The sequence below is a fragment of the Baekduia soli genome (assembly GCF_007970665.1).
Classification (GTDB): domain Bacteria; phylum Actinomycetota; class Thermoleophilia; order Solirubrobacterales; family Solirubrobacteraceae; genus Baekduia; species Baekduia soli.
This window is the reverse complement of sequence record NZ_CP042430.1, coordinates 2242751-2265313: the sequence shown is the minus strand read 5'-3', so window position 1 is coordinate 2265313 and position 22563 is coordinate 2242751. Positions and strand designations below refer to the sequence as shown.

The window sequence follows — 22563 nt, the reverse complement described above, 5'->3', positions numbered from 1 at the left end:
TGGCAGACTCGGGGGCGTGACGCCCGCGGCCCCCACGACCCGATGAGCTCGCCGCGGGCGGCGACGACCGCGGCGGCGCCGTTCTCGCCGATCGACTCGCTCAACGTGTTCGCCTCGCTGCTCGGCGAGGTCGAGACCGCCACACCCGCCGGCGCGTTCTACAACCAGCTCGCCGAGGCGGTCTGCCGCCTGGGCTCGATGGACCGCGCCGTGGTCTTCGTCTACGACGACGTCGCGCGCCGCGTGCGCACCGTCGGCTCCCACCGCGTCGACCTCGGCCTGTTCGACGGCCAGATCCTGGCGATCGAGACCGCTCCGATCACCGGCCGCGCACTGGCCTCCGACCAGGTCCTGGAGGGCACCGCGCAGGACCTGCCCGAGACCTACGCCTCGGCGCTGGGCATCGACTACTTCGCCTGCGTCCCGCTGGCCGCCGGCGGCCGCGGCTTCGGGGTCATCCTCGCCGTGCGCCCGGCGCAGTCGCTGTCGGACCGCGAGCGCGAGGTCCTGTGGTCGCTGGGCAAGGTCTGCGCGCTGGCGCTCTCGGCGCGGCGGGCGACGCGCCAGCACCTCGACGCCCGCCACCTCGCCGACCGCATCGACCTCGCGCGCGAGATCCACGAGCGCGTCGTCCAGCGCGTGTTCGGCGTGGTGATGGCGCTGCAGTCCGGCGTGCTGCTGGAGCCCGGCGACCAGCAGCGCTGCGGAGCCGAGCTGCGCGGCGCGCTCGACGACCTGCGCGACGCGATGAGCCGCCCGCTCGCCGCGACGCCCAAGCACGTGTCGGCCACGCTGCACCAGGAGCTCGAGCGCCTCGTCGACGCCGCGGCCGACGACCTGCGCGTGCGCTGGCAGCCGGGCGTCGAGGTCCCCGAGCTGTTCGAGCCCGTCATCCAGTCCGTCCTCGGCGAGGCCATCCGCAACGCCCGGCGGCACGCGACGCCGACCGAGATCGAGGTCGCCGTGACCGGCGACGAGGACACGGTCGCGCTCGAGATCACCAACGACGGCGTCGGCTCCGAGCGCCCCGCGGGCGCCGGCATGGGCCTGCGCATCGCCGCCTTCGAGGCCCTGCAGCACGGCGCGAGCCTGAACTTCGGCCCGACCGGGACCGAGCACTGGCACGTGCGCCTCGTCCTCCCCCGTCCGGAGTCGCCATGAACGAGCGCAAGCTCCGCGTCCTCGTCGTCGACGACCACCAGGTCGTGCACTGGGGCCTGCGCCTCATGCTCGGCGGCCTGGACTGGGTCGAGCGCTGCATCCCGGCCAGCAGCGGCGCGCAGGCGGCCGAGTTCGCCCGGCGCTACGCGCCGCACGTCGCGCTCGTCGACCTGTTCGTCGGCGAGGAGTCCGGGCCCGAGATCGTCGGCCTGATCCGGGAGGCCTCGCCGAACACGCGGGCGCTGCTGTACTCGGGCGCCGGCCGGCTGTCGGCCAAGGCGGCCCGTGCGGCGGGCGCGCACGGCTTCATCACGAAGGAGCGCGACGCCGGCGAGCTGGCCGACGCGATCCGCCGCGTCGGCCGCGGCCTGACCGTCTTCGACGACGCGGCCCCCTCGGGCATGGTGCTCACCGACCGCGAGCGCCAGGTCCTCGAGCGCGTCGCGGGCGGGATGACCAACGCGGAGATCGCCGAGGAGCTGCACCTCTCGCCCAACACGGTCAAGCAGCACGCCAGCGGCATGTTCCGCAAGATCGGCGCGCGCAACCGCACGGAGGCCGTCCAGCGCGCGCAGCGGCTCGGCCTCATCTCCTGAGCCTTCGGACCGCAATCCGGTTCGACACCCCATCGGGTGGTTGACGGACGGTGCCCCTAGGGTCTGGGCGCCGCGCGCGCCACCCTGCAGGCATCCACGGACAGGTCACACAGGTGGGATCCCGATGACGGTTGCCTGCGGTCGCTACGCGGCGGCCTTCGCCCTCGACGACCCCGACGTCCTGGTCGACGCGGCGCTGTGCTGCCCCCTGTGCCTGGGCGCCGACACCCGCATCGACGTCCGCCACACGAACCTGACCCCCAACGGCCGCGGCACGTGTCCCGCGTGCGACGCCACCTGGTCGGTGACGCTGGACCCCCAGCAGCTGCTGCGCCTGGCGCTCGACCCGCCCGCCGCGACCCGCGTGACCTTCAGCGGACGCCTCCCCCTTCTCCCTCCCCACCCCGAGGACGACGAATGACCCACGCCGATCGCGGCGGACTGCTGCTGACCGGAGCCTCCGGCTTCGTCGGCCAGAGCCTGCTCCTGCGCTGGCTCCGGCGCACCGACCTCCCGGCCACCGTGCTCGTGCGCGCCGCCGACGACCGCGCGGCCCAGGCCCGCGTCGCCGGCCTGCTCGAGGGCCTCGGCGCCGACGACGCCCAGTGCGCGCGCATCCGCGCCCTGGCCGCCGACATGACCGACTTCGACCCGGCGGACGTCGCCGCCCGGGTCCTGGCCACCGGCGCGCCGATCGACCACGTCGTGCACTCCGCGGCCTGCGTGCGCTTCGACCAGGAGCTCGAGGCAGCCAGGGCGGTCAACGTCCAGGGCACCTCGAAGATGCTCGACGTCGCGCAGCGCCTGCACGCCGCGCGACCGCTGCGCCGCTACGTCCAGGTCTCGACGGCCTACGTCTCCGGCGCCCACGACGGCTCCTTCGGCGAGGACGACCGCCGCGTCGGGCAGGCGTTCCGCAACACCTACGAGCAGAGCAAGCTCGAGTCCGAGGAGCTCGTCACCCGCCACGCCGCCGGCGGGCTGCCCGTGCAGATCGTGCGCCCGAGCATCGTCGTCGGCGACCGCGAGTCGGGCTGGACCGCCGCGTTCAACGTCCTCTACGTGCCGCTGCGCGCGCTGGTGGCCGGAGCGGTCGCCGCCGTGCCCGAGCACGACACCGGCGTCCTGGACGTCGTGCCGGTCGACTACGTCGCCGACGCCATCCTCAGCCTCTCCGACGCGCCGGCCGACGGCCGCGTCTACCACCTCACCGCCGGGCGCCACGCGATCACGGTCGGCCAGCTCGCCGACGCCGCGTGCAAGGCGACCGGCCAGGACCGCCCCTCGCGCGTGTCGGCCGAGACGTTCGCCGCGACGCTGGGCGAGACGGCCGCCGGCCGCGTGCTGGCCGCCAACCTCGGCGACTACCTGCCCTACCTCGACGTGCGCACGACGTTCGACTCCGCCGGGGCCGAGGCCTACCTCGCGCCGCGCGGCGTCCGCGTCACCCCGGTCACCGACTACCTGCCGCGGCTGATCGCCTTCGCGCAGGAGCGCCGCTGGGGCCGCGTCCGCGGCGCGCTGGCCGCACGCACGCGCACCCTGCTCGCGCGCTGAGCGGGCCCCGCGTCAGTCGCGGCGCTCGATGAGCCGCGACATCACGACCTGCGAGCGTGTGCGCACGACCGACGCCTCGCGCTGGAGCTCCATGATCACGCGCTCGAGGTCCTGCGGGTCGCGTGCGCGAACGCGCACGATGCAGTCGGCGTCGCCGGTGATGCTCCAGGCCTCGACGACCTCGGGCAGGGGCCGCAGCGACTCGCGCACGCGGTCCAGGCCGATGCCCGGCGCGTAGAAGAGCTCGATGAGCGCCTCGGTGGAGGCCCCGAGAGCGGCCGGGTCGACCAGGGCCGTGAACCCGCGCAGCACGCCGCGCTCCCGCAGGCGGTCGACGCGGCGCTTGACCGCCGGGGCCGACAGCGACGCCCGGCGGCCGATCTCGTCGTAGGTCGAGCGCCCATCCTCGACGAGTGCCGCAAGGATCTTGCGATCCGTGTCGTCCACGCGCAAGAGATCGGCCATCAAGCGCACGATAGCGGTCTTGAGTGCCGCCGGAGAGGCCCGTAGCCTGATGGGATGGCCCCGTTGCGACCCGTCGTCCGCGTCCTCTTCGATGAAGCCCACAGCCAGGCCTGGAGCATCCGCCCGGAGGTCGCGGCGCGCATGCAGCCCTCCCACCCCGCCGACGCGTCCTACGCGCGGGCGGCCGCCCTGCTGCGCGCGCGCCGCATGGACGTCGCGGCCCACACGGACGGCCCGCTGGCCGCCGATGCCCTGCGCGACGCCGACGTCGTCGTCCTCGCCCACCCCTCCGAGCCCAAGTGGGAGGCCACCACCGGCGTCGGCTCGCCGCTGCTGGACCCGGACGAGCTCGAGGCGCTGCACGCGTTCGTCGCCGCGGGCGGCGGCCTCGTCGTGCTCGGCGAGAGCGAGCAGGACAAGTACGGCAACAACCTCGACGCGCTGCTGGCGCCGTTCGGCGTGGCCATCGCCCACGACACGGTCCAGGACTACGAGCGCAACCTCAACAGCACGCCGTCGTGGGTGCGCGCCGACATCGCCCCCGGGGCCCGCGGCGCGGCCGGCGACCTGCTCGCCGGCGTCGACGAGGCCTGCTTCTACCGCGCCGGCACCCTGACGACGACCAACCCCGAGGCCCGCGTCCTGGCCCGCGCTTCGGCCTCGTCGTCGGCCCCGGGCGCCGCGCTGGCGCTCGCGGTGCCCCACGGCGCCGGGCGCGTCGTCGCCCTCGCCGACTCCGACCTGTTCGGCGACGACTGCCTCGGCGACCTCGGCCACGCCGCCCTGTGGGCCAACCTGGTGTCCTGGGCCGCCGCGGCCGCCTACGCGACGCCCGCGCCGGCGACCCCGTCGCCCGCGGCGGCCGACCCCGCCTGGGGCCGCCTGCGCGAGGCCACCGACGCGCTGCGCCTGCTCCAGGAGCCCGACGGCTCCGTCGACACCGCCGCCCACGACGCCGCCGGTCTGCACGATCTCGTGGAGGCGATGGCCGGCGCCGTCGAGGCGCTGGCCCCGCGCTTCGACCACCAGGCCGAGGGGCTGTCCGCGACGGTCGCCGACCTGCGCGCCTGGGCCCGGGACGGCTTCGGCCGGCCGGACTTCGCCGCGTCGCTGGAGCGGTTCCGCCCCGACCGGGTCCGCCGCGACGGCATCGAGCACCTCGTCGTCTTCCCGATGTACACGCAGAACGGCTCGCGCGACACGCGCTTCGAGGCCCTGCTCGTCCGGGTGCCGTGGCCCGAGTGGCTCGCGGAGCTCGAGCGCGACCGCTATGACAACGCGAAGTTCGTGCCGGTCACGCTCGTCGACCACACGGCGGGCTATGACTCGGAGTGCGCGGTCCTCTTCCCCGAGACCGTGAGCGCCACCGGCACGGTCCCCAACCACTTCGGCGGGATCTTCTGCGACCGCGAGGCCGAGCGCTTCCGCCGCGTCGTGTCGGCCGCCGCCGACGTCGTCGGGCTCAACCTGCCGCCCGACGCCGCCGCGCTGCTGGCCTCCGAGCGCCTGTCGCTGGACAGCTACGTGCTCTGGGACCTGATCCACGACCGCGCCCACAGCCGCGGCGACCTGCCGTTCGACCCCTTCATGATCCGCCAGCGCATGCCCTACTGGATGTACTCGCTGGAGGAGCTGCGCTGCGACCTGACCGCGTTCGGCGAGGCCGTGCGCCTGCAGGGCGAGGGCATGGCCTTCGCGCGCAACGTGCAGTACGCGATCCTGTTCGACCGCATCTTCCGCTTCCCGGTCAGCGGGACGCGCGTGCGCAACTACGACGGCCTCGGCGGCCAGCTCTTGTTCGCCTACCTGCACCGCCACGGCTTCGTGCACTGGACCGACAACCGCCTCACGGTCGAGTGGGACCGCCTGGCCGAGGGCGTGGCGGGCCTGCGCGCGGAGGTCGAGACGCTCTACCGCGAGGGCATCGACCGCTCCAAGCTGGCCCAGTGGGGCGCGGCGCACGACCTCGTCGCCCGCTACGTCCCCGCGGCCGCCGGCTCGTCGTGGGCCCAGGGCGCACGCGCCTACGCCGACGTCGAGGACCCGCGGCCCTACATCGACGACGTCGCCCCGGACGAGTTCCCGCTTTCCATGTTCTACACCTCCCTCAAGCAGAAGCTCCAGCCCAGCCTCGCCCGATCCGGCGCGCCCGCCCCGGCCGCGGTGGCCGCGTGAGCGGCGGCGCGGGCGTGCTGGCCGGGCGCCGCATCGCGGTCGCCGGGGCCGGCGGCGGGCTGGGGCCCGACGTCGTGGCCGCGCTCAGGGACGCGGGCGCCTGGGTCGCGGCGGCCGACCGCAGCGCCGAGCAGCTCGAGCGCGTGGCCGGGATGGCCGACGCCGCCCACGCCGGCGACCTGACGACCGCCGACGGCGCCCGCGGCTGGGCCTCGGAGCTCGGGACGGTCGACGGGCTCCTGCACCTCGTCGGCGGATGGCGCGGCGGCAAGCCGATCGAGGAGACCGACCAGGCCGACATCGACCTGCTCGAGACGCTCCTCTTCCACACGGTCGTGCACACGACGCGCGCGTTCGCGCCGCTGTTGAAGGCCGCGGGCGAGCACGGCCGCTTCGCGCTCGTGTCCTCCTCGGTGGTCGCCCGCCCCCCCGCGGGCAACGCGGCCTACGCCGCCACGAAGGCCGCCGCCGAGGCCTGGACGCTGGCCTTCGGCGCCGAGCTGGCCGACACCGGCGGCACCGCGAACGTCGCGGTGGTCACCGCGATCACGACCCCGCAGATGCGCGCCGAGAACCCCGACAAGGCCTATCGCACGTTCACCGACACGGCCGAGATCGCGGCCGGGCTCGTGTTCCTGTGCTCGGACGCGGCCCGCAAGATGAACGGCCAGCGGCTGCACCTGCACGGCGCCTGAGCGGCCGGACGTCCGATCGCCCTAGGCTGGGGCCATGCGCGCCTTCGCCTCCGACAACTACGCCGGCGTCCATCCCGAGGTGCTCGCGGCCATCGCGCAGGCCAACACCGACCACATGGTGTCCTACGGCGCCGACCCGTGGACCGCGCGCGCCGAGGAGCTGCTGCGGGTGCAGTTCGGCGCCACGGCGCAGCCCTGGCTCGTCTTCAACGGCACGGCCGCCAACGTCCTGTCCATCGGCGCGCTGACCCGGTCCTGGGAGGCGGTCATCACGCCCGACAGCTCGCACCTGCACGTCGATGAGGCCGCGGCCCCGGAGCGCATGGCGGGCGTCAAGCTGCTCACGGTGCCCACCGAGGATGGCCGGCTGGCCCCCGAGCAGCTCGCCCCGCTGCTGGCCCGCCAGGGCGACGAGCACGCGCCCCAGGCCCGCGTCGTGTCCATCGCCAACGCCACCGAGCTGGGGACGGTCTACTCCCTGGCCCAGACGCGCGCGCTGGCCGACGCCGCCCACGAGCACGGCCTGCTGCTGCACGTCGACGGCTCGCGGCTGGCCAACGCCGCCGTGGCGCTCGGCGCGTCGCTGGCCGAGGTGACCGTCGAGGCCGGCGCCGACGTCCTCTCGCTGGGCTTCACCAAGAACGGCGCGATGGGCGTCGAGGCCGTGGTCTTCCTCCACGAGCCGCCGCCGGCCGGGTTCGCCTGGCTGCGCAAGCAGCACGCCCAGCTCTCGTCGAAGATGCGGTTCATGGCCGCCCAGGTCGTCGCGCTGCTCGAGGGCGACCTCTGGGCGCGCAGCGCCGCCCACGCCAACGCGATGGCCGCGCTGCTGGCCGCCGAGGTCTCCGGCATCCCCGGCGTCAGGGTGAGCCGCCCGGTCCAGGCCAACGCCGTCTTCGCCGTGCTGCCGCGCGACGTCGCCGACGAGGTGCGGGCGCGCTTCCCGTTCTACACCTGGGACGAGCGCACGGGCGAGGTCCGCTGGATGTGCTGCTGGGACACCACGGAGGAGGATGTGCACAGCTTCACGGGCGCGCTGCGCGACGCCTGCTCCGCGACGGCGGGCTGACCTTGCGCGCCGCGGCGCGCAGGGAGTAGGCCGAGCCGCCGACGCTCACCACCGCCGGCGTCCCGTGCGGCTGGTCGCCGTGCTCCTCGGGGCCAACGACTACGGCTTCGCCGACATCGCGCAGACCTGCGTGACCGACCGGCTGCTGTCGCCGTCGTGGTGGCCGGACTCCTGCCTGGACCCGCGATGCGCAACGCGGGCGACGCCGACGGCGCATGGACGCTGCTCGTGCAGACCTACTCGTCCCCCATCCCGCTCGGCGCCGGGTTGAGCCGGCCAACGCCACGGCGGTCGTGGCGATGAACGGCTCGGCCCGCACCGGCGCCGCCCAGTCGGGGCTGACGAACGTCCGGATCCTCGACGCCGGCGGCGCGCTGGCCGGCCACGCCTCGGCGAGCGCACCGACGGCCTGCTGGAGGAGCGGGGCCTGGCGAGCTGGAGGTCGCCCGGCGGGGCGGACAGCAGCGAGTTGGTCAGCCAGATCCGCACGACGACCACGCTGTTCGGGCCCTACCGGCTCCAGGAGGACCTGCGCCCGTCCTACTGGGGCCAGCTCGCGCTGCGCAACTGCGTCCGGCAGGCCTACAACAACGGCGCGCCGCGCGGCGGGACCTGCCTGCCGGTGACCGGGGTCGACGCCGCGGGCGAGCCGAACATGGCGCTGCGCTGAGCCGGCGCGCGGGTCAGCGCTGCGTCACGCGGCGGATCAGGTCGCCCGCCAGCCCGCGCAGCTCGTTGGGGTCGCGGCCCTGCTCGAGCGTGTCGAGCACGAGGTCGCGGAAGCCGCCGGTGATGACGGTCGCGATCTCGGCCGACAGCGGCCGCACGGCCGGGTCGTCGGCGCCCGCCTCGGCCACGAGCGCCGTGATCTGCTGCGCCCACCGCCGGTCCAGCGCGCGCGAGCGCTCCACGCCGGCCGGGCCGACGGCCCGGATCTCGCGCAGGCAGCCCAGCGAGAGCTCGGGGTCGGCGGCCAGGGCCGCGAGGTAGGCGCCGACGGCCGCGTCGACGCGCCGGCCCCACGGGGCGTCCCCCGCGTCGGCGGCGGCCTGTGCGACCGTGCCCAGCAGGCGCTCGCTGACCATGTCGCACAGCGCCAGGAAGCAGGCCTCGCGGTCCTCGAAGTGCTGGTAGAACGTCCGGCGCGAGGTGCGGGCGCGGCGAACGACCTCGGCCACCGTGGTGGCGGCGAAGCCCTGCTCGCGCACGGCGTCGGCCATGGCCGCGAGCAGGCGCCCGCGGTGGCCGTCCTCAGGCGGCCGCGACGTCGGGGCCGGCGGCACGGGTGACGCTCTCGGGGCGGCGGCGCAGCACGGCGCGGCCGCCGTGGGCGGGCGCCCACGCCACGCCGCGGAACCGCCACGGCTCGTCGGGGGCGGTCGTCGGGACCAGCTCGACGCGCGACAGCAGCACCCGCAGCACGACGTCGATCTCCATGTGGGCGAACGTCGCGCCGATGCAGCGCCGGATGCCCCCGCCGAACGGGATCCAGGTGTAGGTCTCGGGCACCACGTCCAGGAAGCGCTGGGGGTCGAAGCGCTCCGGATCGGGGAAGAGCCGCGGGTCGTAGTGGGTCAGGCCGGCGCTGAGGCCGATGAGCACGCCGGGCGGCAGCCGGTACCCGCCGACCTCGAAGGGCTTCATGGTGTGACGCCCGGCGAACGCGATGACCGGTCGCATCCGCTGGACCTCGCGGATCGTCGCGTCGCGGAACGCCTTGCCCTCGCCGGCGTCGACCTCGGCGACCAGCCGGGCCAGCACGCCGGGGTGGCGGCGAAGGCGCTCGACGGCCCAGCTCAGCGTGTGGGCCGTGGTCTCGTGGCCGGCCGCGAGCATCGTGACGAGCTGGTCGCGGATCTCCGGCGCCGTCATCGGGCTGCCGTCCACGCGGCGGGCCTGCACCATGAGCGCCAGGACGTCGGTGCGCTGCCCCAGCTCGGGGTCGGAGCGCGCGTCGGCGATCAGCGTGTCGAGGATCCCGTCGATCTCGGCGCGCATCCCCAGGAAGCGGCCCCAGGGGCTGCGGCGCCCCAGGTCACGCTGCACCACCGGGAAGCGCGAGAGGCTCTGGCCCAGCTCCGTCCACGGCGGCAGCAGCGCCTCCAGCCGGGCCAGCCGCGCACCGGTGGCGCCGAAGACCGCGCGCAGGATCGCCCGCAGCGTGATCCGCTGCATCGCCCCGGCGGTGGCGATCTCGACGCCGACGGGCAGGCGGTCGATCTCCTCGACGGCGATCTCCTCGATGAGCGACTCATAGGCCTTCATCCGCTGCCCCTTGAACGGGGGCAGCAGCAGCCGGCGCTGCTGCAGGTGCTGGTCCTCGTCGATGCCCAGCAGCGAGTTGTCGCCCAGGATCCGGCGCAGCGGGCTGCGGCTGCCGGCGTGCAGCGTGGCGGCGTCGGCGGTGAACGTGTGCTTGATGAGCGCCGGGTCCGACAGGACGACCATGCGCCCCAGCGACGCCAGGCGCAGGGAGAACATCGGGCCGTGGCGGCGGCGCTGGCGCTCGAGGTAGGGCCGCTGGCGGGTCATCATCGCCAGGGTCTGCAGCGGCATCGGCGTGGCCGGGCCCGGCGGCAGCCCGTCGATCACCGTGCTCATGCCGCGACCCGGGTCTGGCCGAGGCGCGCGAGCGGCTCGAGCGCGTGCAGGACGTCATAGGCCCGGGCGGGCGCGATGCGGGCCAGCGCGTCGAACAGGTGGGCGTCGTGTCCGACCAGGATGCGCGCGCGGCCCCGGTTGACGCCGGAGTGGATGATCTCGGCGGCACGCTCGGGCGTCGTGCGGGCGAGGGCGTCGAAGTCGGCCACGGCCTCCTGCAGCGTCGGGTTGCGCCCGCCGAAGTCCGCCCGGTAGCGGGAGTTGCGGACGATGTTGGTCCGCACCCCGCCGGGATGGACGACGACCGCACGCACGCCGGTGCCGCGCAGCTCGTGGCGCAGCGCCTCGGTGTAGCCGCGCACGGCGAACTTCGAGGCGCAGTAGGCGCTCTGGTGCGGGAACCCGACGAGGCCGAACACGCTCGAGGTGTTGACGATCGCGCCCGAGCCCTGGGCCAGCAGGATGGGCAGGAACGCGCGGACGCCGTGCACGACGCCGCCGAAGTTGACCTCGTGCACCCACTCGTCGTCCTCGGGCGCGCTGTCGGCGACGCCCTGGACCGCGGTGACCCCGGCGTTGTTGAACACCATGCCCAGGGGCTGGGGGGCCCAGGCGGCGACCTCGGCCGCGAACGCCATGAGGCCCTGGCGGTCGCGGACGTCGAGCGCGCGGGTGAGCACGGTGCGGTCGCCGCCGCCGATGGCCTCGGCGGTCGCGGCCAGCCCGTCCTCGTCGCGGTCGGCCAGCGCGACGGGGCAGCCGTGGGCGGCCAGCCGGCGCGCGACGGCCGCGCCGATCCCCGAGCCGGCACCGGTGATCACGGCGGTGCGGCCGTCGACGGTGCGCTGCGACGGGCTGGGACGGCGGCGGTTGGACATGCAGCTCCCGGGAACGATTGGTACACGAACGTACCAGGATGACGGGGCGGCACGGTGCCAGGCGGCCGCCGTCACTAGGCTTCGGCGCCCCATGACGACGCTGCCCTCCACCATCCTCGCGGCCCGCTACCCCGCCTCCGGCGACGACGCCGGCACGATCCGGATCGACGAGATCCCCCGCCCCGTCCCGGGTCCCGGCGAGGTCCTGGTCCAGATCCACGTCAGCGGCGTCAACCCGACGGACTGGAAGGCGCGCGGCGGCGGCCTGTCGGCGGGCAACGACCCCTGGGTCATCCCCAACCAGGACGGCGCCGGCGTCGTCGTCGCGGTCGGCGACGGCGTCGACGCCGGGCGCGTGGGCGAGCGCGTGTGGCTCTACCTCGCGCGCTGGCAGCGCCCGAACGGCACCGCGACGCAGTACGTGGCGCTCGACGCCGGGCTGGCCGTGCCGCTGCCCGAGGGCATCGGCTTCGACGTCGGCGCAGGATTGGGCATCCCGGCGATGACCGCGCACCGCTGCCTCTTCGCCGACGGGCCGCTGACCGGGCAGCGCATCCTCGTGCACGGCGGCGCCGGCGCGGTCGGCCATGCGGCGATCCAGCTCGCGCGCTGGGGCGGCGCCGAGGTCGCGGCGACCGTCAGCTCGCCCGAGAAGGCCGAGCTGGCCACGGGCGCCGGCGCGGCCCTGGTGGTCAACTACCGCGAGGAGGACGTCGCCGAGCGCGTGCAGGCCTGGGCGCCCGGCGGCGTGCAGCGCGTCATCGAGGTCGACCTGCCGGGCAACCTCGAGACCGACGTCGCGGTCATCGCCCCCGGGGCCACGATCATGACCTACTCGGTCACCCAGACCGCGGTCCTGCCACCGCCCGGCCTGCTGACCAAGAACGCCGCGCTGGCGTTCATGCTGGTCTACACGATGCCCGACGAGGCCAAGCGCCAGGCCGTGCAGGACATCACGCAGGCCCTGCGCGACGACGCGCTGGGCCCGCTCCCGTTCATCCGCTTCGCGCTCGCCGACACCGCCGCGGCGCACGACGCGGTCGAGGCCGCCGCGGTCGGCAAGGTCGTCATCGACGTCCCGCTCGCCTAGGGCGCCGGCGGGCGGCCCGAGTCGTCGGGGCGCAGGACGGCCTCGGCCATCTCGATGAGCCGGCGGGGCACGGGCTGGGCGCCGACGAAGACCACGCTGGTGCCCTGCTCGACGGCGCCGATGCGCTCGCGCACAAGCCAGCCGACGGTCGTCGTCTCCAGCAGGTCGACCGCGCTCAGGTCGACCACGACGACCGGCGGCGCCGCCGCCAGCAGGCCGCGCAGCGCCCCCCGGGCCCGCGACAGCGCCGAGATGTCGACGTCACCCTCGAGGACGAGCCGCGGCGGGGTCTCCTCGTCGAAGACGGACATGTGGAAGATGGCACCCGTCATGCTCACCGGGTACGGCGCACGCCGCCGTCGCGATCGCTGGAACCCACGCCTCCCTGCCCCGTAAGCGGACGCCCTGTCCCAGTGAGCTTGGCGCCGGATCGCTCGGATCCGGCCTGGTGGGCGCGCCCGTTCACACGGTGAAGACGACCTTGCCGACGAGGTCGCCGCCGAGCATCGCCGCGAAGCCATCGCGCGCCTCGGCGAGCGCGAGCGTGCCGTGCACGACCGGGCGCACCCCCGACTCCACGCAGAACTGCACGAGGCGCACGAGCTCGTCGCGGGTGCCCATCGTCGAGCCCACGACCGAGAGCTGGAGGAAGAACACGCGGTTGAGCTCGGCCGCCGGGGCCTGGCCGCTCGTGGCGCCCGACACCACGAGGGTGCCGCCCGGCTTCAGCGAGGTCAGCGAGTGGCGCCAGGTCGCCTCCCCCACGGTCTCCATGACGGCGTCCACGCGCTCGGGCAGCCGTTCGCCGGGGGCGAACGCGCGGTCGGCGCCGAGCTGCAGCGCCCGTTCGCGCTTGGCCTCCGAGCGGCTCGTGACCCACATCCGCAGCCCCGCGGCCGCCCCGAGCACGGTCAACGCGGTCGTCACGCCGCCGCCCGCGCCCTGCACGAGCACGGTCGCGCCGGGCGTGACGTTGCCGCGCACGAAGAGCATGCGGTAGGCCGTCAGCCAGGCCGTGGGCAGGCACGCCGCCTCCTCGAAGGACAGCTCGGCCGGCTTGGGCACGAGGTTGCGCCGGGGCACCGCGACGCGCTGGGCCATCGTCCCCGGGTGGCGCTCGGACAGCAGGGACCGCCTGGGGTCCAGCGTCTCGTCGGCCCGCCAGGCCGGGTCGGTGATCACCGAGTGCACGATGACCTCGTTGCCGTCCTCGTCGACGCCGGCCGCGTCGCCGCCGAGGATCATCGGCAGCTGCTCCTCACGCAGGCCGACGCCGCGCAGCGACCACAGGTCGTGGTGGTTGAGCGAGGCCGCACGCACGGTCACCGTCGTCCAGCCCTCGGGGACGTCGGGCTCGGGGCGCTCGCCCAGCTCCAGCGCGGACAGCGGGTCATCGGGGTTCAGGCGGGCGGCGTAGACGGCGAACACGGGGCTCCTGGGGTCGCGGGCGGGCAACCGGGAGTATCGCGGTGCCATCCACCGGGCGCCGGCGGCGCGGGCCGATGTCGCGACGGTGGCGTCACGCCCCACCTTCGCGACATCCACCCCGACGCCGGCCCGGCACGCCCCAAGCGCCCACCCCGCCCCATAGGATCCGCGCCATGGCCTACGTCGTCACCGCCAAGTGGACCGCGAAGCCCGGGGAGGAGGACGCCGTCGCCCAGGCGATCCGGCAGCTCATCGGGCCGTCGCAGGCCGAGCCCGCGATGCTGCACTACCAGGCCCACCGGGATCCCGAGGACCCGCGGGTGTTCTTCTTCTACGAGCAGTACACCGACCAGGCCGGCTACGAGGCCCACGCGGCCTCCGAGCACTTCCAGGCCCACGGGTTCGGCGACGCCATCCCGCGGCTGGAGAGCCGCGAGCGGGCGTTCTACGAGACCTGGGACGGCTGAGCGCGCGGGCGCGCGCTCAGAGCACGAGCAGCAGCGGAGCCTCGAGCAGCTCGCGGATGCGGGCCAGCACGCGGGCGGCGTCGGCGCCGTAGAGGATGCGGTGGTCGCAGGTCAGCGTGAGCGTCATGAGCGACCGGTCGACGATCTCGCCGTCCACCCGCGCCAGGACCTCGCGCACCGCGCCGACGCCGAGGATCGCGGCCTGCGGCACGTTGATGACCGGCGTGATCGCCGTCATCCCGAACATCCCGAGGTTGGACACCGTGAACGTGCCGCCCGACAGCTCGGGCGGGGTGATCTGGCCGGTGCGCACGCGCTCGGCCATGCCACGGACCTCGCGGGCGATCTGGCCGAGCGACTTGCCGTCGGCGTCGAAGACCGTCGGCACGATGAGCCCGTCGTCGGTGGCGACGGCCACGCCGACGTTGATGCGCTCGTGCAGCACGAAGCCGCCGTCGCGGTAGGAGCCGTTGGCGCGCGGGTGGTCGCGCAGCGCGACCGCGGCCGCCTTGACGATGAAGTCGTTCAGCGACGGGACCGGGCCCTCGCCCGCCTGGGTGCGCAGGTCGGCGCGCAGCGCGATCGCCTCGTCCATGCGGACCTCGGTCTGCACCTGGAACTCCGGCACCGTGGCCTTGGCCTCGGCCATGCGCCGCGCGATCGTCTGCTGCAGCCGGGTCAGCGTCTGCGTCGTCGCCGTCCCCTTGGCGCCGGAGGCCGGCGCGGGCTCGGACGCGGCCGGAGCGGGACCCGAGGCCACGGCCGCGGCGGGCGCCGCCGCGGGCGCCGGGGCAGCCGCCGGGGCCGGTGCCTCGATGCCGCCCGCCGCGGCGACGTCGGAGCGCGTGATGCGCCCGCGCGGCCCGCTGCCGGAGATCGTGCCGAGGTCGATGCCGTGCGCCCGCGCCATGCGCGCGGCCAGCGGCGAGGCGCGGTGGCCGGAGGCCCCGCCGTTGGACGACGCCGCCGCCGCGCCGACGGGCTCCGGGGCCGCTGCCGGCACGGGTGCCGACGCGGCGGGCTCGGGCGCCCCGGCCGGCTCGGCCTCAGACGCTGCCGGCTCGGCCTCGGCGGCAGCGGCCGGCTCGGGCGCCGCGGCGGCGCCGTCGATCTCGCCGATGATGGCGCCCACCGCGACCGAGTCGCCCTCGGGCACGCGGATCGACAGCACGCCCGCCGCGTCGGCGACGTGGGTGACCGTCGCCTTGTCGGTCTCGATCTCGACGATCTCCTCGCCCTCGGCGACCACGTCGCCGTCGCGCTTGAGCCATTTCAGGATCGTGCCCTCCTCCATGGAGTCGGACAGCTTGGGCATGAGGAAGTCGGTCATGAGGGGCGTTCCGATCGGACGGGCGGGGCGGTCAGCGGACGAGGTCGAGCGCGGCGTCGACGATCGCATCCTCGTCGATCCCGAAGTGGCGGTACAGGTCCTGCACGTCGCCGGACTGGCCGAAGTCGTCCACGCCGAGGTTGGCGATCGCCGTCCCGCGCACGGCGCCGAGGAAGGCGAGCGTGTGCGGGTGCCCGTCCAGGACGGTGACGATCGGCGCGGCCCGGCCGGCCGGGAACAGGACGTCGAGGATGTCGTCGTCGCCCTCGCGGATCCCCTGCCGCGCGCGCAGCGCGCGGAAGACCAGGTCGGCGGACGTGAGGCACACGACGTCGGCGGCGATGCCCGCCTCGGCGAGCTGATCGGCCGCGCCGAGCACCTCGGGCAGGATCGCCCCCATGCCCACCAGCGTCACCTCCGGCGCCGCCTCGGCGGTCCTCAGGACGTAGCCGCCGGCCAGCGCGTGCTCGCGGCGCCGGGCGAGGTCCTCGGGATCCGTGGGCACCGCGGCCAGCGCCTGGTCGATCGGCCGCGTCGTCAGGCGGAAGTACGACGACGTGCCGTCGGGCCGACCGAGGCGCCCGAGCGCGTGGAGCAGCGTCCACTCCAGGTCCTGCCCGAACGCGGGCTCCCACGCGACGCACATGGGCTGCTCGAGGCCGACCGACGGGGTGGTGATCGAGTGGTGCGCACCGCCCTCCGGCGCCAGCGTGACGCCCGACGGCGTGCCGACGAGGATCGACTGCCCGCCGGCGTACATGCCGAACGACCACGGCTCGAGCGCGCGGTTGACGAACGGGTCGTACATCGTGCCGATGGGCAGCAGCGGGCGGCCGTCGCGCGACCACGTCGCGCCGAGCTCGCCGAGCAGGCCGACGAGGTTGCCCTCGGCGATGCCGAGCTCGATGTGCTGGCCGTGCGCGCTCTCGCGCCACTTCACGAGCGTGTCGGTGTCGTCGGCGAACCAGTCGATGCGGTCGCCCATGTGCCAGATGCCGACGCGGTTGATCCAGCCGCCGAGGTTCGTCGAGGACGCGACGTCCGGGCTGACGGTGACGACGTGACGCGCGACATCGGGCGCGCTGTGGGCCAGGTCGACGAAGAAGCGCCCGAAGGCCTGCTGGGTCGAGGAGCGCCCCGCGTGGGCGCGCCCCAGGTCGGCGGGCACCGCGGGCGGCTGCGCGGCGGGCGTCGGCTCGCGCTCGAGCCGCTGTGCGGTCGCGCGGCAGACCTCGGCCTCGGCCGAGCCCTCGTCGAAGCGGCGCCACGGGTCGTCGGCGTCGGCGCCGAGCCGGCCCGCCAGCGCGCGCCACTGCTCCGTGCTCAGAAGGGCGGAGTGGTTGGCCGGATGACCCTCGGTCGGCAGGCTCCACGCCTTGATGGTGTAGGCGAAGATCACCGACGGCCGGTCGGTCACCGCATCGGCCTGGGCGAAGGCGTCGAGCAGGTCGACGAGGTCGTGGCCGGCGAGGTCGCGCACCGCCGCGCCGAGGTCGGCGTCCTCGACGTCGGCGATGAGGCGCTGGACCTCGCGATGCCCGCGGCCCTCGCCGGGCAGCCGCTCGCGCAGCTGCTCGGGCGTGGAGCGCAGCAGGTGCTGGTACTCCTCGTTGGGCATGGAGTCGATGCGGTCGCGCAGCGCCTCGCCGCCCGGGCGCTCGAACAGCCCGCGCAGCCGGCGCCCGTACTTGACGACGATCGTCTGCCAGCCCACGGCCTCGAACATCGCGCCGATGCGGCCGGCGGCGATGTCGGGCACCACGCGGTCCAGCGACTGGCGGTTGAGGTCGACGATCCACAGCGCCTCGCCCAGCCGCGGGACGGCCGGGTCGACCAGGGCCTCCCAGATCGCGCCCTCGTCGAGCTCGGCGTCGCCCAGCAGCGAGATGTGGCGGCCGCCGCGCGGGGCCTCGAAGTGCCCGGCGACGTAGCGGTGGGCCAGCGCGCTCCAGATCGTCGCGGTCGCGCCGATGCCGACCGAGCCCGTCGAGAAGTCGACCGGGTCGGGGTCCTTGCGGCGGCTGGGGTAGCTCTGCAGGCCGCCGAAGGAGCGCAGCTCGGTCAGGTAGGACGCGTCGAGCCGGCCGAGCAGGTAGTTGATCGCGTGCAGGACCGGGCTGGCGTGCGGCTTGACCGACACGCGGTCGGGCGCGCGCAGATGCGCGAACCAGAGCGCCGACATGATGGACACGATCGAGGCCGAGGAGGCCTGGTGCCCGCCGACCTTCACGCCCGACGGCGTGGACCGCACCTTGTTGGCGTGATGGATCATGCTCGTCGCCAGCCAGAGGACCCTGCGCTGGATCGCATCCAGCGTCTGGAGGTCGATGTCCGGGCGCGGGCCCGGCTCGGCGGCGGTGACGTCGGCGGCCACGATGTTCTCCCCGGTGGTCATTCGGAACGTAGAAAAGTCGTTCGTGGCCCGCGTCGCAACCCCCTGCGCGGTCACTCCGGTATCCGACGCAAGAATCAGAGGCCTAATATCCGCTCAGCGTAAGATTCTTCCATGACGAGCGACGAGCGCCTGGACGCGACCGACCTGGAGATCATCGACCTGCTGCGCGCCGACGGGCGTGCGACGCTGGCCGCCATCGGCGCCCGGGTGAGCCTGTCCTCGCCCGCCGTCAAGCGGCGGATCGACCGCCTGGAGGCCCTCGGGGTGATCCGCGGCTACACGGTCCTGCTCGACCACGCCAAGGTCGGGCAGCCGCTGGAGGCCTTCACCGAGCTACGCTTCGCCGGCACCACGAAGGTCGACGACATCGCGGGCGTGGCGACCGACCTCCCCGAGGTCCAGGCCGTGTTCACCATGGCGGGCGACCCCGACGCGCTGGTCTGGATGCGCGTCTCCGACGTCGACCACCTCAAGCGCGTCGTCGACCAGCTGCGGCGCAGCGGCAAGGTCGTGGGCACCAAGACGCTGATGGTGCTCGGCACGTGGACGCGCGACGGGATGGCGTGAACGGCTCGTGACCGGGCGCGCCGGCGGCCGGCGCCGCGCCCGGCTCCGGGACGGACCATGCCGAACCGTCGTGCTGGGGGACGTCGTGCTGGTGTTCGGAGGGGTGGGATCGGCGGCGGTGATCGTCGGCAAGGCGATCGGGGCGATGCTCGGCGGTCGGCGCCGAGCCCACCCAGGGCGCCGACCGCCTCGAGGCCGTCGCGCGCACGGCCCCGAGGCGCCGGTCCATCCGACCCGCACGCCATGCTCGCCCGCATGGGTTGGCTGGCCTACGCGCTGATGACCGTCGTGCTGTTCGCGATGTGGGGGTTCCTGGGCAAGCTGGCCCTGAAGACCGCCACGCCCGTGCAGGCGTCGATCCTCTTCGGCGTCATGTCGGTCATCGTCGGCGTCGCCGCAGTGTGGCTCGGGCAGAAGACGTCGTCGTGGGCGCCGTCGTCCATCTGGCTGGCGTGCCTCAGCGGCCTGGCGGGCGGGGCCGGGCTCATCACGATCTACATGGCCTTCGACCGCGGGCCGGCGAGCCTCGTCTCCCCCGTGGTCGGGTCCTACCCGGCGATCGTCGCGGTCCTCTCGGTGGTGTTCCTGAGCGAGAAGCTCAGCACGCTGCAGTTCGCGGGCGTCGCGGTCACGGTGACCGGCGTGCTGCTCGTCGGCCTGGGGTAGCGTCGGCGGCGTGCCGCCGGAGGCCATGAGCTCGGGGACCGTCATGGGGATCTTCCTCATGGCCGTGATCGTGCTGGGCTGGGTGGGGATCTGGGCGCTGTGGCACTTCGTGTTCCGCGCGGCGGCGGCCAAGGAGCCGCCGGATCCGGGGCCGGGCGAGCCGCCGCCCGGCGGCTGACCGCTTCCCGGACCGACCGTCCGTCCACCACGGGTCCAGGACCTTGAGCGCCGATGTCAGCACGCCGACACCGACTCGTGTGAACCCTCGTCTCGCCCTCGCCGTCGCCACGGTGGCCGCCACCGTCGCCCCCACCACCCCGGCCCTCGCCGACGGCCACCACCACGGTCGCGGCGGCGGTGACGCCCCCGCGCTGCAGACCGTCGCCGGCACCGTCAGCGCCGTGTCGCCCGGCGCGCTACAGGTCCAGATCCCGGCCGCCGGACGCCCCGGGCCCGAGCGCCTGGCGTCGCTGAGCGGCGTGACGATCGACGTGTCGGTCACGCCGCGTACGCGCCTCTGGGTCACCGACGTCGACGGGGACGGCTCGGTCACGCTGGCCGACGTCGCCGTGGGCGACCAGGTCATCATCTCCACCGCCGACGCCTTCGCCGACCCGGTGGTCGCCGCCGTCGTCCTGGACCGCACCCACCAGCCGCCCACACCGAGCGACCACCACGACGACGGCGACGCCACGCCGGGCACGCCGGCGACGGCCGCCACGCCGGGCACGGACCCGGCCGGCCCGTCGCGCGCCGGCGCCCGCGCGCTGCGCCGGCTCCTGCACAGAACCCTGCGGGCGCACGTCCACGCGACCGGATACGCCTCGGGCGACCTGACGGTCACCCTGACATCGCTCGACGGCCTGCACGGTCGCCCCGCCGCGACCGGCGCCGCGCTGGCCGGCCGGGCCGCCCGCGTCCTGGTCGACGACCGCACCGCGGTCGTCGCCGGCGGCGTCGTGCTCACGGCCGCCGCCCGCGACGCCGCGCTGGCCTCGGCCGGCGACCTGACCGTCGTCGGCCGGCTCACCGCGCCGTCGACGTGGCCCACCGACGCCACGGGCGCCCCGGTCCCCACGCTGCGCGCCCGGCGCATCGTCCTCGGCACCGCGGCCGTCACCCCCGCCGACCCCGTGCCCGCCGACCCGGCGGCCGGCTCCGACCCGCCGCCGGTGATCACGAACTGACGCCGCGCTCTCGGCCCCGAGCCGTCTGCGGATCCTCGCCCGGCTGCACCCCGGCCCCGCCGCGGCCGGCGATCTGGCCGAGGCCATCGGCATGGAGGGCTCGCACCAGCTGCGGCTGCTGCACCACCTCGGCCTCGTCGTCGGGCGCCGCGACGGCCACCGGGTCGTCCACGAGCTGCACGACGACCATGCGGCGTCGGCGGCGCAGGCCTGACGTGGCCGGGCACGGGCACGACCACGGCCACCGCCATTCCCACGGCCTCGTGGACCCGGCGATCACGCGGTCCCACGAGGGCGTCCGCGGTCATCGGCCTCGTCATCGCGCTCGTGATCCTGCGCATCACGTGGGACTCCTGGCCGACCGTCACCGCCGCCGACCGCCACCGCGACACCGTCGCCGTCTGAGGGCGCCGCGGGAGCGCGCGGGCGCCCGGCCGGGCCGGGGGCCCACGGACCGCTGCTAGCGTCGCCCGGATGCGGCTGACCCGGTCACTCGTCGTCGGCGCCGCGGCGGCGGCGCTGGCCCCGGCGGCGTGCGGCAGCACCGAGGCCGGCGTCTCGGGCGCCACGCCGGCGACGACCACCGAGCCCGCTCCGGCGGCCCGCACCGCCGCCGGCCGCCTGACGGACTGGCCCATGTTCGGCCTCTCACCCTCCCGGCCGGGCGCCACGAACGCGTCGCCGGGCATCACCGCCCCCGGCCTCGGCGGCCTCCACCGCCGGCAGGTCGCCGTCCCCGGGACCGTCGACAGCGGGCCGATCATCCTCGGCGGCACGGCCTACGCCACCACGACCTACGGCAAGACCGTCGCCGTCGACCTCGCGACGGGGCGGCTGCGCTGGACGTTCACCCCGTCGTCGTTCGGCCGCCTCGCCGGCAGCGCGCAGATCACCAACGCGTCCCCGGCCGCGGACCCGTCGCGGCGCTGGATCTTCGCCGCGTCGCCCGACGGGGCCATCCACAAGCTGTCGGCTGCGGACGGCCGCGAGGCCCCGGGCTGGCCCGTGACGATCACGCGCGACGCCACGCACGAGAAGCTCACCTCGTCGCTGAACGTCAGCGGCAGCCGCGTCATCGCGACGATGGGCGGCTACGTCGGCGACGCTCCGCCCTACCAGGGCAAGGTCGTCACGCTGGACCGCGGCAGCGGCCACATCGACGGCGTGTTCAACTCGCTGTGCTCGGACCGCGCCACGATCATCGTGCCCTGGAGCTGCGCGGCGAGCGACGCGGCGATCTGGGGGCGCGCGGGCGCCGTGGTGCTGCCGGGCTCGGGCGACCTGCTGGCGGCGACGAGCAACGGCCCGTTCGACGGCGTGCACAACTGGGGCGACAGCGTCGTCCGGCTGTCCCCGGACGCACGCCGGCTGCTCGCCCACTGGACCCCGGCCCAGCAGGCGGCCTACGAGGCCGGCGACGTCGATGTGGGCTCCGCGTCGCCCGCCTACCTCGGCGGCGGCCTCGTGCTGCAGGGCGGCAAGGACTCCAGGCTGCACCTGCTCGCGCTCTCCCGCCTGTACGGGACGACGGGCGCGGCGGGCCGGCGCCTGGGCGGCGACCTGCAGGTCCTGCCCACGCCGGGCGGCCAGATGATGTTCACCGCCCCGGCGGTCTGGCACGACGGGTCGCGCACGACGGTCGTCGTGACCACCGGCGGCGGCACGACGGCCTACGCCGTGCGCGAGAGCCGGCTGCGCCCGCTGTGGGGCAACGCGCACGCGGGCACGAGCCCGGTCATCGCCGGCGGCCTGCTCTACGTCTATGACCCGACGGGCGGCGGCGTGCGCGTCTACCGGGCGGCGACCGGCCGCTCGGTGGGGACGCTGAAGGCCGGCGTCGGGCACTGGAACAGCCCGGCGGTCGGCGGCGGCCACCTCGTGCTCGGCGAGGGCGACGCCAACGATCACCAGACCAACGGGGGCGTGCTCGACATCTGGTCGGCGGGCTGAGGCCCGCGGGCGTCCGCCCGGGGCTGAGGCCCGCGGGCGTCCGCCCGGGGCGCCGGCCCGCCGCGCCCGGCGCCGCCCGAAGAGTCCGGGCAATGCTGCGTTCTCGCCCCGTGTCGCCGCCACCAGGCGCTCATCGCCGAGTGGCTCGGCGGCGACCCCGGCCAGGTCCTGCCGGGCGGCGGCTTCGCCGGCCTTCATCCGCTCATCGGGTGACGCGCCCGCGCGGTCGCTGACCGTCGACGAGGCGGAGTGGGCGATCAGGCCCTCCAAGCGCGTGGTGGCCGCC

The 22563-nt window shown here is 75.2% G+C and carries 24 protein-coding genes; 16 read left to right on the top strand and 8 right to left on the bottom strand.

Annotation, left to right across the window (positions count from 1 at the left end; translation table 11 throughout):
- Positions 1-42: 42 nt before the first annotated feature.
- The 4 genes from FSW04_RS10725 (at position 43) to FSW04_RS10710 (ending at position 3314) form a co-directional block, all read left to right on the top strand.
- On the top strand, positions 43-1161 hold the full coding sequence (locus tag FSW04_RS10725) for a GAF domain-containing sensor histidine kinase (protein ID WP_146919079.1): 1119 nt from the start codon (positions 43-45) through the stop codon (positions 1159-1161).
- Positions 1158-1757 carry a response regulator transcription factor gene (locus FSW04_RS10720; RefSeq protein WP_146919077.1) on the top strand — a complete coding sequence of 200 codons (600 nt, stop codon included), beginning with the start codon at positions 1158-1160 and terminating at the stop codon, positions 1755-1757. The genes FSW04_RS10725 and FSW04_RS10720 overlap by 4 nt, the downstream gene beginning before the upstream one ends.
- A 124-nt stretch (positions 1758-1881) precedes the next feature.
- Positions 1882-2178, top strand: a complete 297-nt coding sequence (locus tag FSW04_RS10715; RefSeq protein WP_146919075.1) for a hypothetical protein — start codon at positions 1882-1884, stop codon at positions 2176-2178.
- Positions 2175-3314, top strand: coding sequence for an SDR family oxidoreductase (locus FSW04_RS10710; protein ID WP_146919073.1), 1140 nt, complete (start codon positions 2175-2177; stop codon positions 3312-3314). Before FSW04_RS10715 ends, FSW04_RS10710 begins: the two co-directional genes overlap by 4 nt.
- Positions 3315-3326: 12 nt before the next feature.
- Here the strand turns inward: FSW04_RS10710 and FSW04_RS10705 are convergent, their stop codons facing one another.
- Positions 3327-3767, bottom strand: a complete 441-nt coding sequence (locus FSW04_RS10705; protein WP_146923656.1) for an Lrp/AsnC family transcriptional regulator — start codon at positions 3765-3767, stop codon at positions 3327-3329.
- A gap of 66 nt (positions 3768-3833) precedes the next feature.
- Between FSW04_RS10705 and FSW04_RS10700 the strand changes: the two genes are divergently transcribed.
- From FSW04_RS10700 to FSW04_RS10685, 4 genes are all read left to right on the top strand, one after another.
- Complete coding sequence (locus FSW04_RS10700; protein ID WP_146919071.1) at positions 3834-5954, top strand: DUF6421 family protein; 2121 nt, start codon at positions 3834-3836, stop codon at positions 5952-5954.
- Complete coding sequence (locus tag FSW04_RS10695) at positions 5951-6649, top strand: SDR family oxidoreductase (RefSeq protein ID WP_187369408.1); 699 nt, start codon at positions 5951-5953, stop codon at positions 6647-6649. Before FSW04_RS10700 ends, FSW04_RS10695 begins: the two co-directional genes overlap by 4 nt.
- A 34-nt stretch (positions 6650-6683) precedes the next feature.
- A complete protein-coding gene (locus FSW04_RS10690) occupies positions 6684-7718 on the top strand; it encodes a threonine aldolase family protein (RefSeq protein WP_146919066.1) in 1035 nt (344 codons plus the stop codon).
- A 469-nt stretch (positions 7719-8187) separates the two neighbouring features.
- A complete protein-coding gene (locus FSW04_RS10685; protein ID WP_146919064.1) occupies positions 8188-8388 on the top strand; it encodes a hypothetical protein in 201 nt (66 codons plus the stop codon).
- Between the two features lie 13 nt (positions 8389-8401).
- Here the strand turns inward: FSW04_RS10685 and FSW04_RS10680 are convergent, their stop codons facing one another.
- The 3 genes from FSW04_RS10680 to FSW04_RS10670 are packed head-to-tail and all read right to left on the bottom strand — an operon-like array spanning position 8402 to position 11197.
- Positions 8402-8938: a TetR/AcrR family transcriptional regulator gene (locus FSW04_RS10680; RefSeq protein WP_187369407.1), complete on the bottom strand. Its 537-nt coding sequence runs from the start codon at positions 8936-8938 to the stop codon at positions 8402-8404.
- A 31-nt stretch (positions 8939-8969) separates the two neighbouring features.
- On the bottom strand, positions 8970-10319 hold the full coding sequence (locus tag FSW04_RS10675; protein WP_146919060.1) for a cytochrome P450: 1350 nt from the start codon (positions 10317-10319) through the stop codon (positions 8970-8972).
- The gene (locus FSW04_RS10670) at positions 10316-11197 is read right to left on the bottom strand and encodes an SDR family NAD(P)-dependent oxidoreductase (protein WP_146919058.1); all 882 of its coding nucleotides are present in this window, start codon (positions 11195-11197) and stop codon (positions 10316-10318) included. The genes FSW04_RS10675 and FSW04_RS10670 overlap by 4 nt, the downstream gene beginning before the upstream one ends.
- A gap of 91 nt (positions 11198-11288) precedes the next feature.
- On the opposite strand from FSW04_RS10670, the gene FSW04_RS10665 reads away from it, so the two are divergent.
- Positions 11289-12287, top strand: a complete 999-nt coding sequence (locus FSW04_RS10665) for an NADPH:quinone reductase (protein WP_146919055.1) — start codon at positions 11289-11291, stop codon at positions 12285-12287.
- On the opposite strand, the gene FSW04_RS25880 is transcribed toward FSW04_RS10665, so the two are convergent.
- A complete protein-coding gene (locus tag FSW04_RS25880; RefSeq protein WP_187369406.1) occupies positions 12284-12619 on the bottom strand; it encodes an STAS domain-containing protein in 336 nt (111 codons plus the stop codon). The two genes, FSW04_RS10665 and FSW04_RS25880, sit on opposite strands and share 4 nt — an antisense overlap.
- Positions 12620-12749: 130 nt before the next feature.
- Complete coding sequence (locus FSW04_RS10655; RefSeq protein ID WP_146919051.1) at positions 12750-13715, bottom strand: zinc-binding dehydrogenase; 966 nt, start codon at positions 13713-13715, stop codon at positions 12750-12752.
- 173 nt (positions 13716-13888) lie between these two features.
- Here FSW04_RS10655 and FSW04_RS10650 point away from each other — a divergent pair, with 173 nt between their 5' ends.
- On the top strand, positions 13889-14182 hold the full coding sequence (locus tag FSW04_RS10650) for a putative quinol monooxygenase (protein WP_146919049.1): 294 nt from the start codon (positions 13889-13891) through the stop codon (positions 14180-14182).
- A gap of 16 nt (positions 14183-14198) precedes the next feature.
- Here the strand turns inward: FSW04_RS10650 and FSW04_RS10645 are convergent, their stop codons facing one another.
- Entirely contained in the window at positions 14199-15512 is a 1314-nt protein-coding gene (locus tag FSW04_RS10645) for a dihydrolipoamide acetyltransferase family protein (protein WP_146919047.1), read from the bottom strand.
- Between the two features lie 31 nt (positions 15513-15543).
- Complete coding sequence (locus FSW04_RS10640; protein WP_146919045.1) at positions 15544-17907, bottom strand: transketolase-like TK C-terminal-containing protein; 2364 nt, start codon at positions 17905-17907, stop codon at positions 15544-15546.
- Between the two features lie 111 nt (positions 17908-18018).
- Between FSW04_RS10640 and FSW04_RS10635 the strand changes: the two genes are divergently transcribed.
- The 6 genes from FSW04_RS10635 (at position 18019) to FSW04_RS10615 (ending at position 22277) form a co-directional block, all read left to right on the top strand.
- Entirely contained in the window at positions 18019-18474 is a 456-nt protein-coding gene (locus tag FSW04_RS10635) for an Lrp/AsnC family transcriptional regulator (RefSeq protein ID WP_146919043.1), read from the top strand.
- Between the two features lie 255 nt (positions 18475-18729).
- Positions 18730-19140, top strand: a complete 411-nt coding sequence (locus FSW04_RS10630; protein ID WP_187369405.1) for an EamA family transporter — start codon at positions 18730-18732, stop codon at positions 19138-19140.
- 10 nt (positions 19141-19150) lie between these two features.
- On the top strand, positions 19151-19318 hold the full coding sequence (locus FSW04_RS25875; protein ID WP_187369404.1) for a hypothetical protein: 168 nt from the start codon (positions 19151-19153) through the stop codon (positions 19316-19318).
- A 112-nt stretch (positions 19319-19430) separates the two neighbouring features.
- Positions 19431-20327 (top strand): hypothetical protein, encoded by an 897-nt coding sequence (locus FSW04_RS10625; protein WP_146919038.1) that lies wholly within the window; start codon positions 19431-19433, stop codon positions 20325-20327.
- Between the two features lie 91 nt (positions 20328-20418).
- The gene (locus FSW04_RS28150) at positions 20419-20541 is read left to right on the top strand and encodes a hypothetical protein (protein WP_321167693.1); all 123 of its coding nucleotides are present in this window, start codon (positions 20419-20421) and stop codon (positions 20539-20541) included.
- Between the two features lie 260 nt (positions 20542-20801).
- Positions 20802-22277: an outer membrane protein assembly factor BamB family protein gene (locus tag FSW04_RS10615; RefSeq protein WP_146919036.1), complete on the top strand. Its 1476-nt coding sequence runs from the start codon at positions 20802-20804 to the stop codon at positions 22275-22277.
- The last annotated feature ends 286 nt before the right edge of the window (positions 22278-22563 follow it).

Bases quoted from the DNA above. Each gene is read 5' to 3' on its own strand.
- FSW04_RS10725 (WP_146919079.1), top strand. From the start codon at position 43: ATGAGCTCGCCGCGGGCGGCGACGACCGCGGCGGCGCCGTTCTCGCCG.
- FSW04_RS10720 (WP_146919077.1), top strand. From the start codon at position 1,158: ATGAACGAGCGCAAGCTCCGCGTCCTCGTCGTCGACGACCACCAGGTC.
- FSW04_RS10715 (WP_146919075.1), top strand. From the start codon at position 1,882: ATGACGGTTGCCTGCGGTCGCTACGCGGCGGCCTTCGCCCTCGACGAC.
- FSW04_RS10710 (WP_146919073.1), top strand. From the start codon at position 2,175: ATGACCCACGCCGATCGCGGCGGACTGCTGCTGACCGGAGCCTCCGGC.
- FSW04_RS10700 (WP_146919071.1), top strand. From the start codon at position 3,834: ATGGCCCCGTTGCGACCCGTCGTCCGCGTCCTCTTCGATGAAGCCCAC.
- FSW04_RS10690 (WP_146919066.1), top strand. From the start codon at position 6,684: ATGCGCGCCTTCGCCTCCGACAACTACGCCGGCGTCCATCCCGAGGTG.
- FSW04_RS10680 (WP_187369407.1), bottom strand. From the start codon at position 8,938: ATGGCCGACGCCGTGCGCGAGCAGGGCTTCGCCGCCACCACGGTGGCC.
- FSW04_RS10675 (WP_146919060.1), bottom strand. From the start codon at position 10,319: ATGAGCACGGTGATCGACGGGCTGCCGCCGGGCCCGGCCACGCCGATG.
- FSW04_RS10670 (WP_146919058.1), bottom strand. From the start codon at position 11,197: ATGTCCAACCGCCGCCGTCCCAGCCCGTCGCAGCGCACCGTCGACGGC.
- FSW04_RS10665 (WP_146919055.1), top strand. From the start codon at position 11,289: ATGACGACGCTGCCCTCCACCATCCTCGCGGCCCGCTACCCCGCCTCC.
- FSW04_RS25880 (WP_187369406.1), bottom strand. From the start codon at position 12,619: ATGACGGGTGCCATCTTCCACATGTCCGTCTTCGACGAGGAGACCCCG.
- FSW04_RS10650 (WP_146919049.1), top strand. From the start codon at position 13,889: ATGGCCTACGTCGTCACCGCCAAGTGGACCGCGAAGCCCGGGGAGGAG.
- FSW04_RS10645 (WP_146919047.1), bottom strand. From the start codon at position 15,512: ATGACCGACTTCCTCATGCCCAAGCTGTCCGACTCCATGGAGGAGGGC.
- FSW04_RS10640 (WP_146919045.1), bottom strand. From the start codon at position 17,907: ATGACCACCGGGGAGAACATCGTGGCCGCCGACGTCACCGCCGCCGAG.
- FSW04_RS10635 (WP_146919043.1), top strand. From the start codon at position 18,019: ATGACGAGCGACGAGCGCCTGGACGCGACCGACCTGGAGATCATCGAC.
- FSW04_RS10630 (WP_187369405.1), top strand. From the start codon at position 18,730: ATGGGTTGGCTGGCCTACGCGCTGATGACCGTCGTGCTGTTCGCGATG.
- FSW04_RS28150 (WP_321167693.1), top strand. From the start codon at position 20,419: ATGGAGGGCTCGCACCAGCTGCGGCTGCTGCACCACCTCGGCCTCGTC.
- FSW04_RS10615 (WP_146919036.1), top strand. From the start codon at position 20,802: ATGCGGCTGACCCGGTCACTCGTCGTCGGCGCCGCGGCGGCGGCGCTG.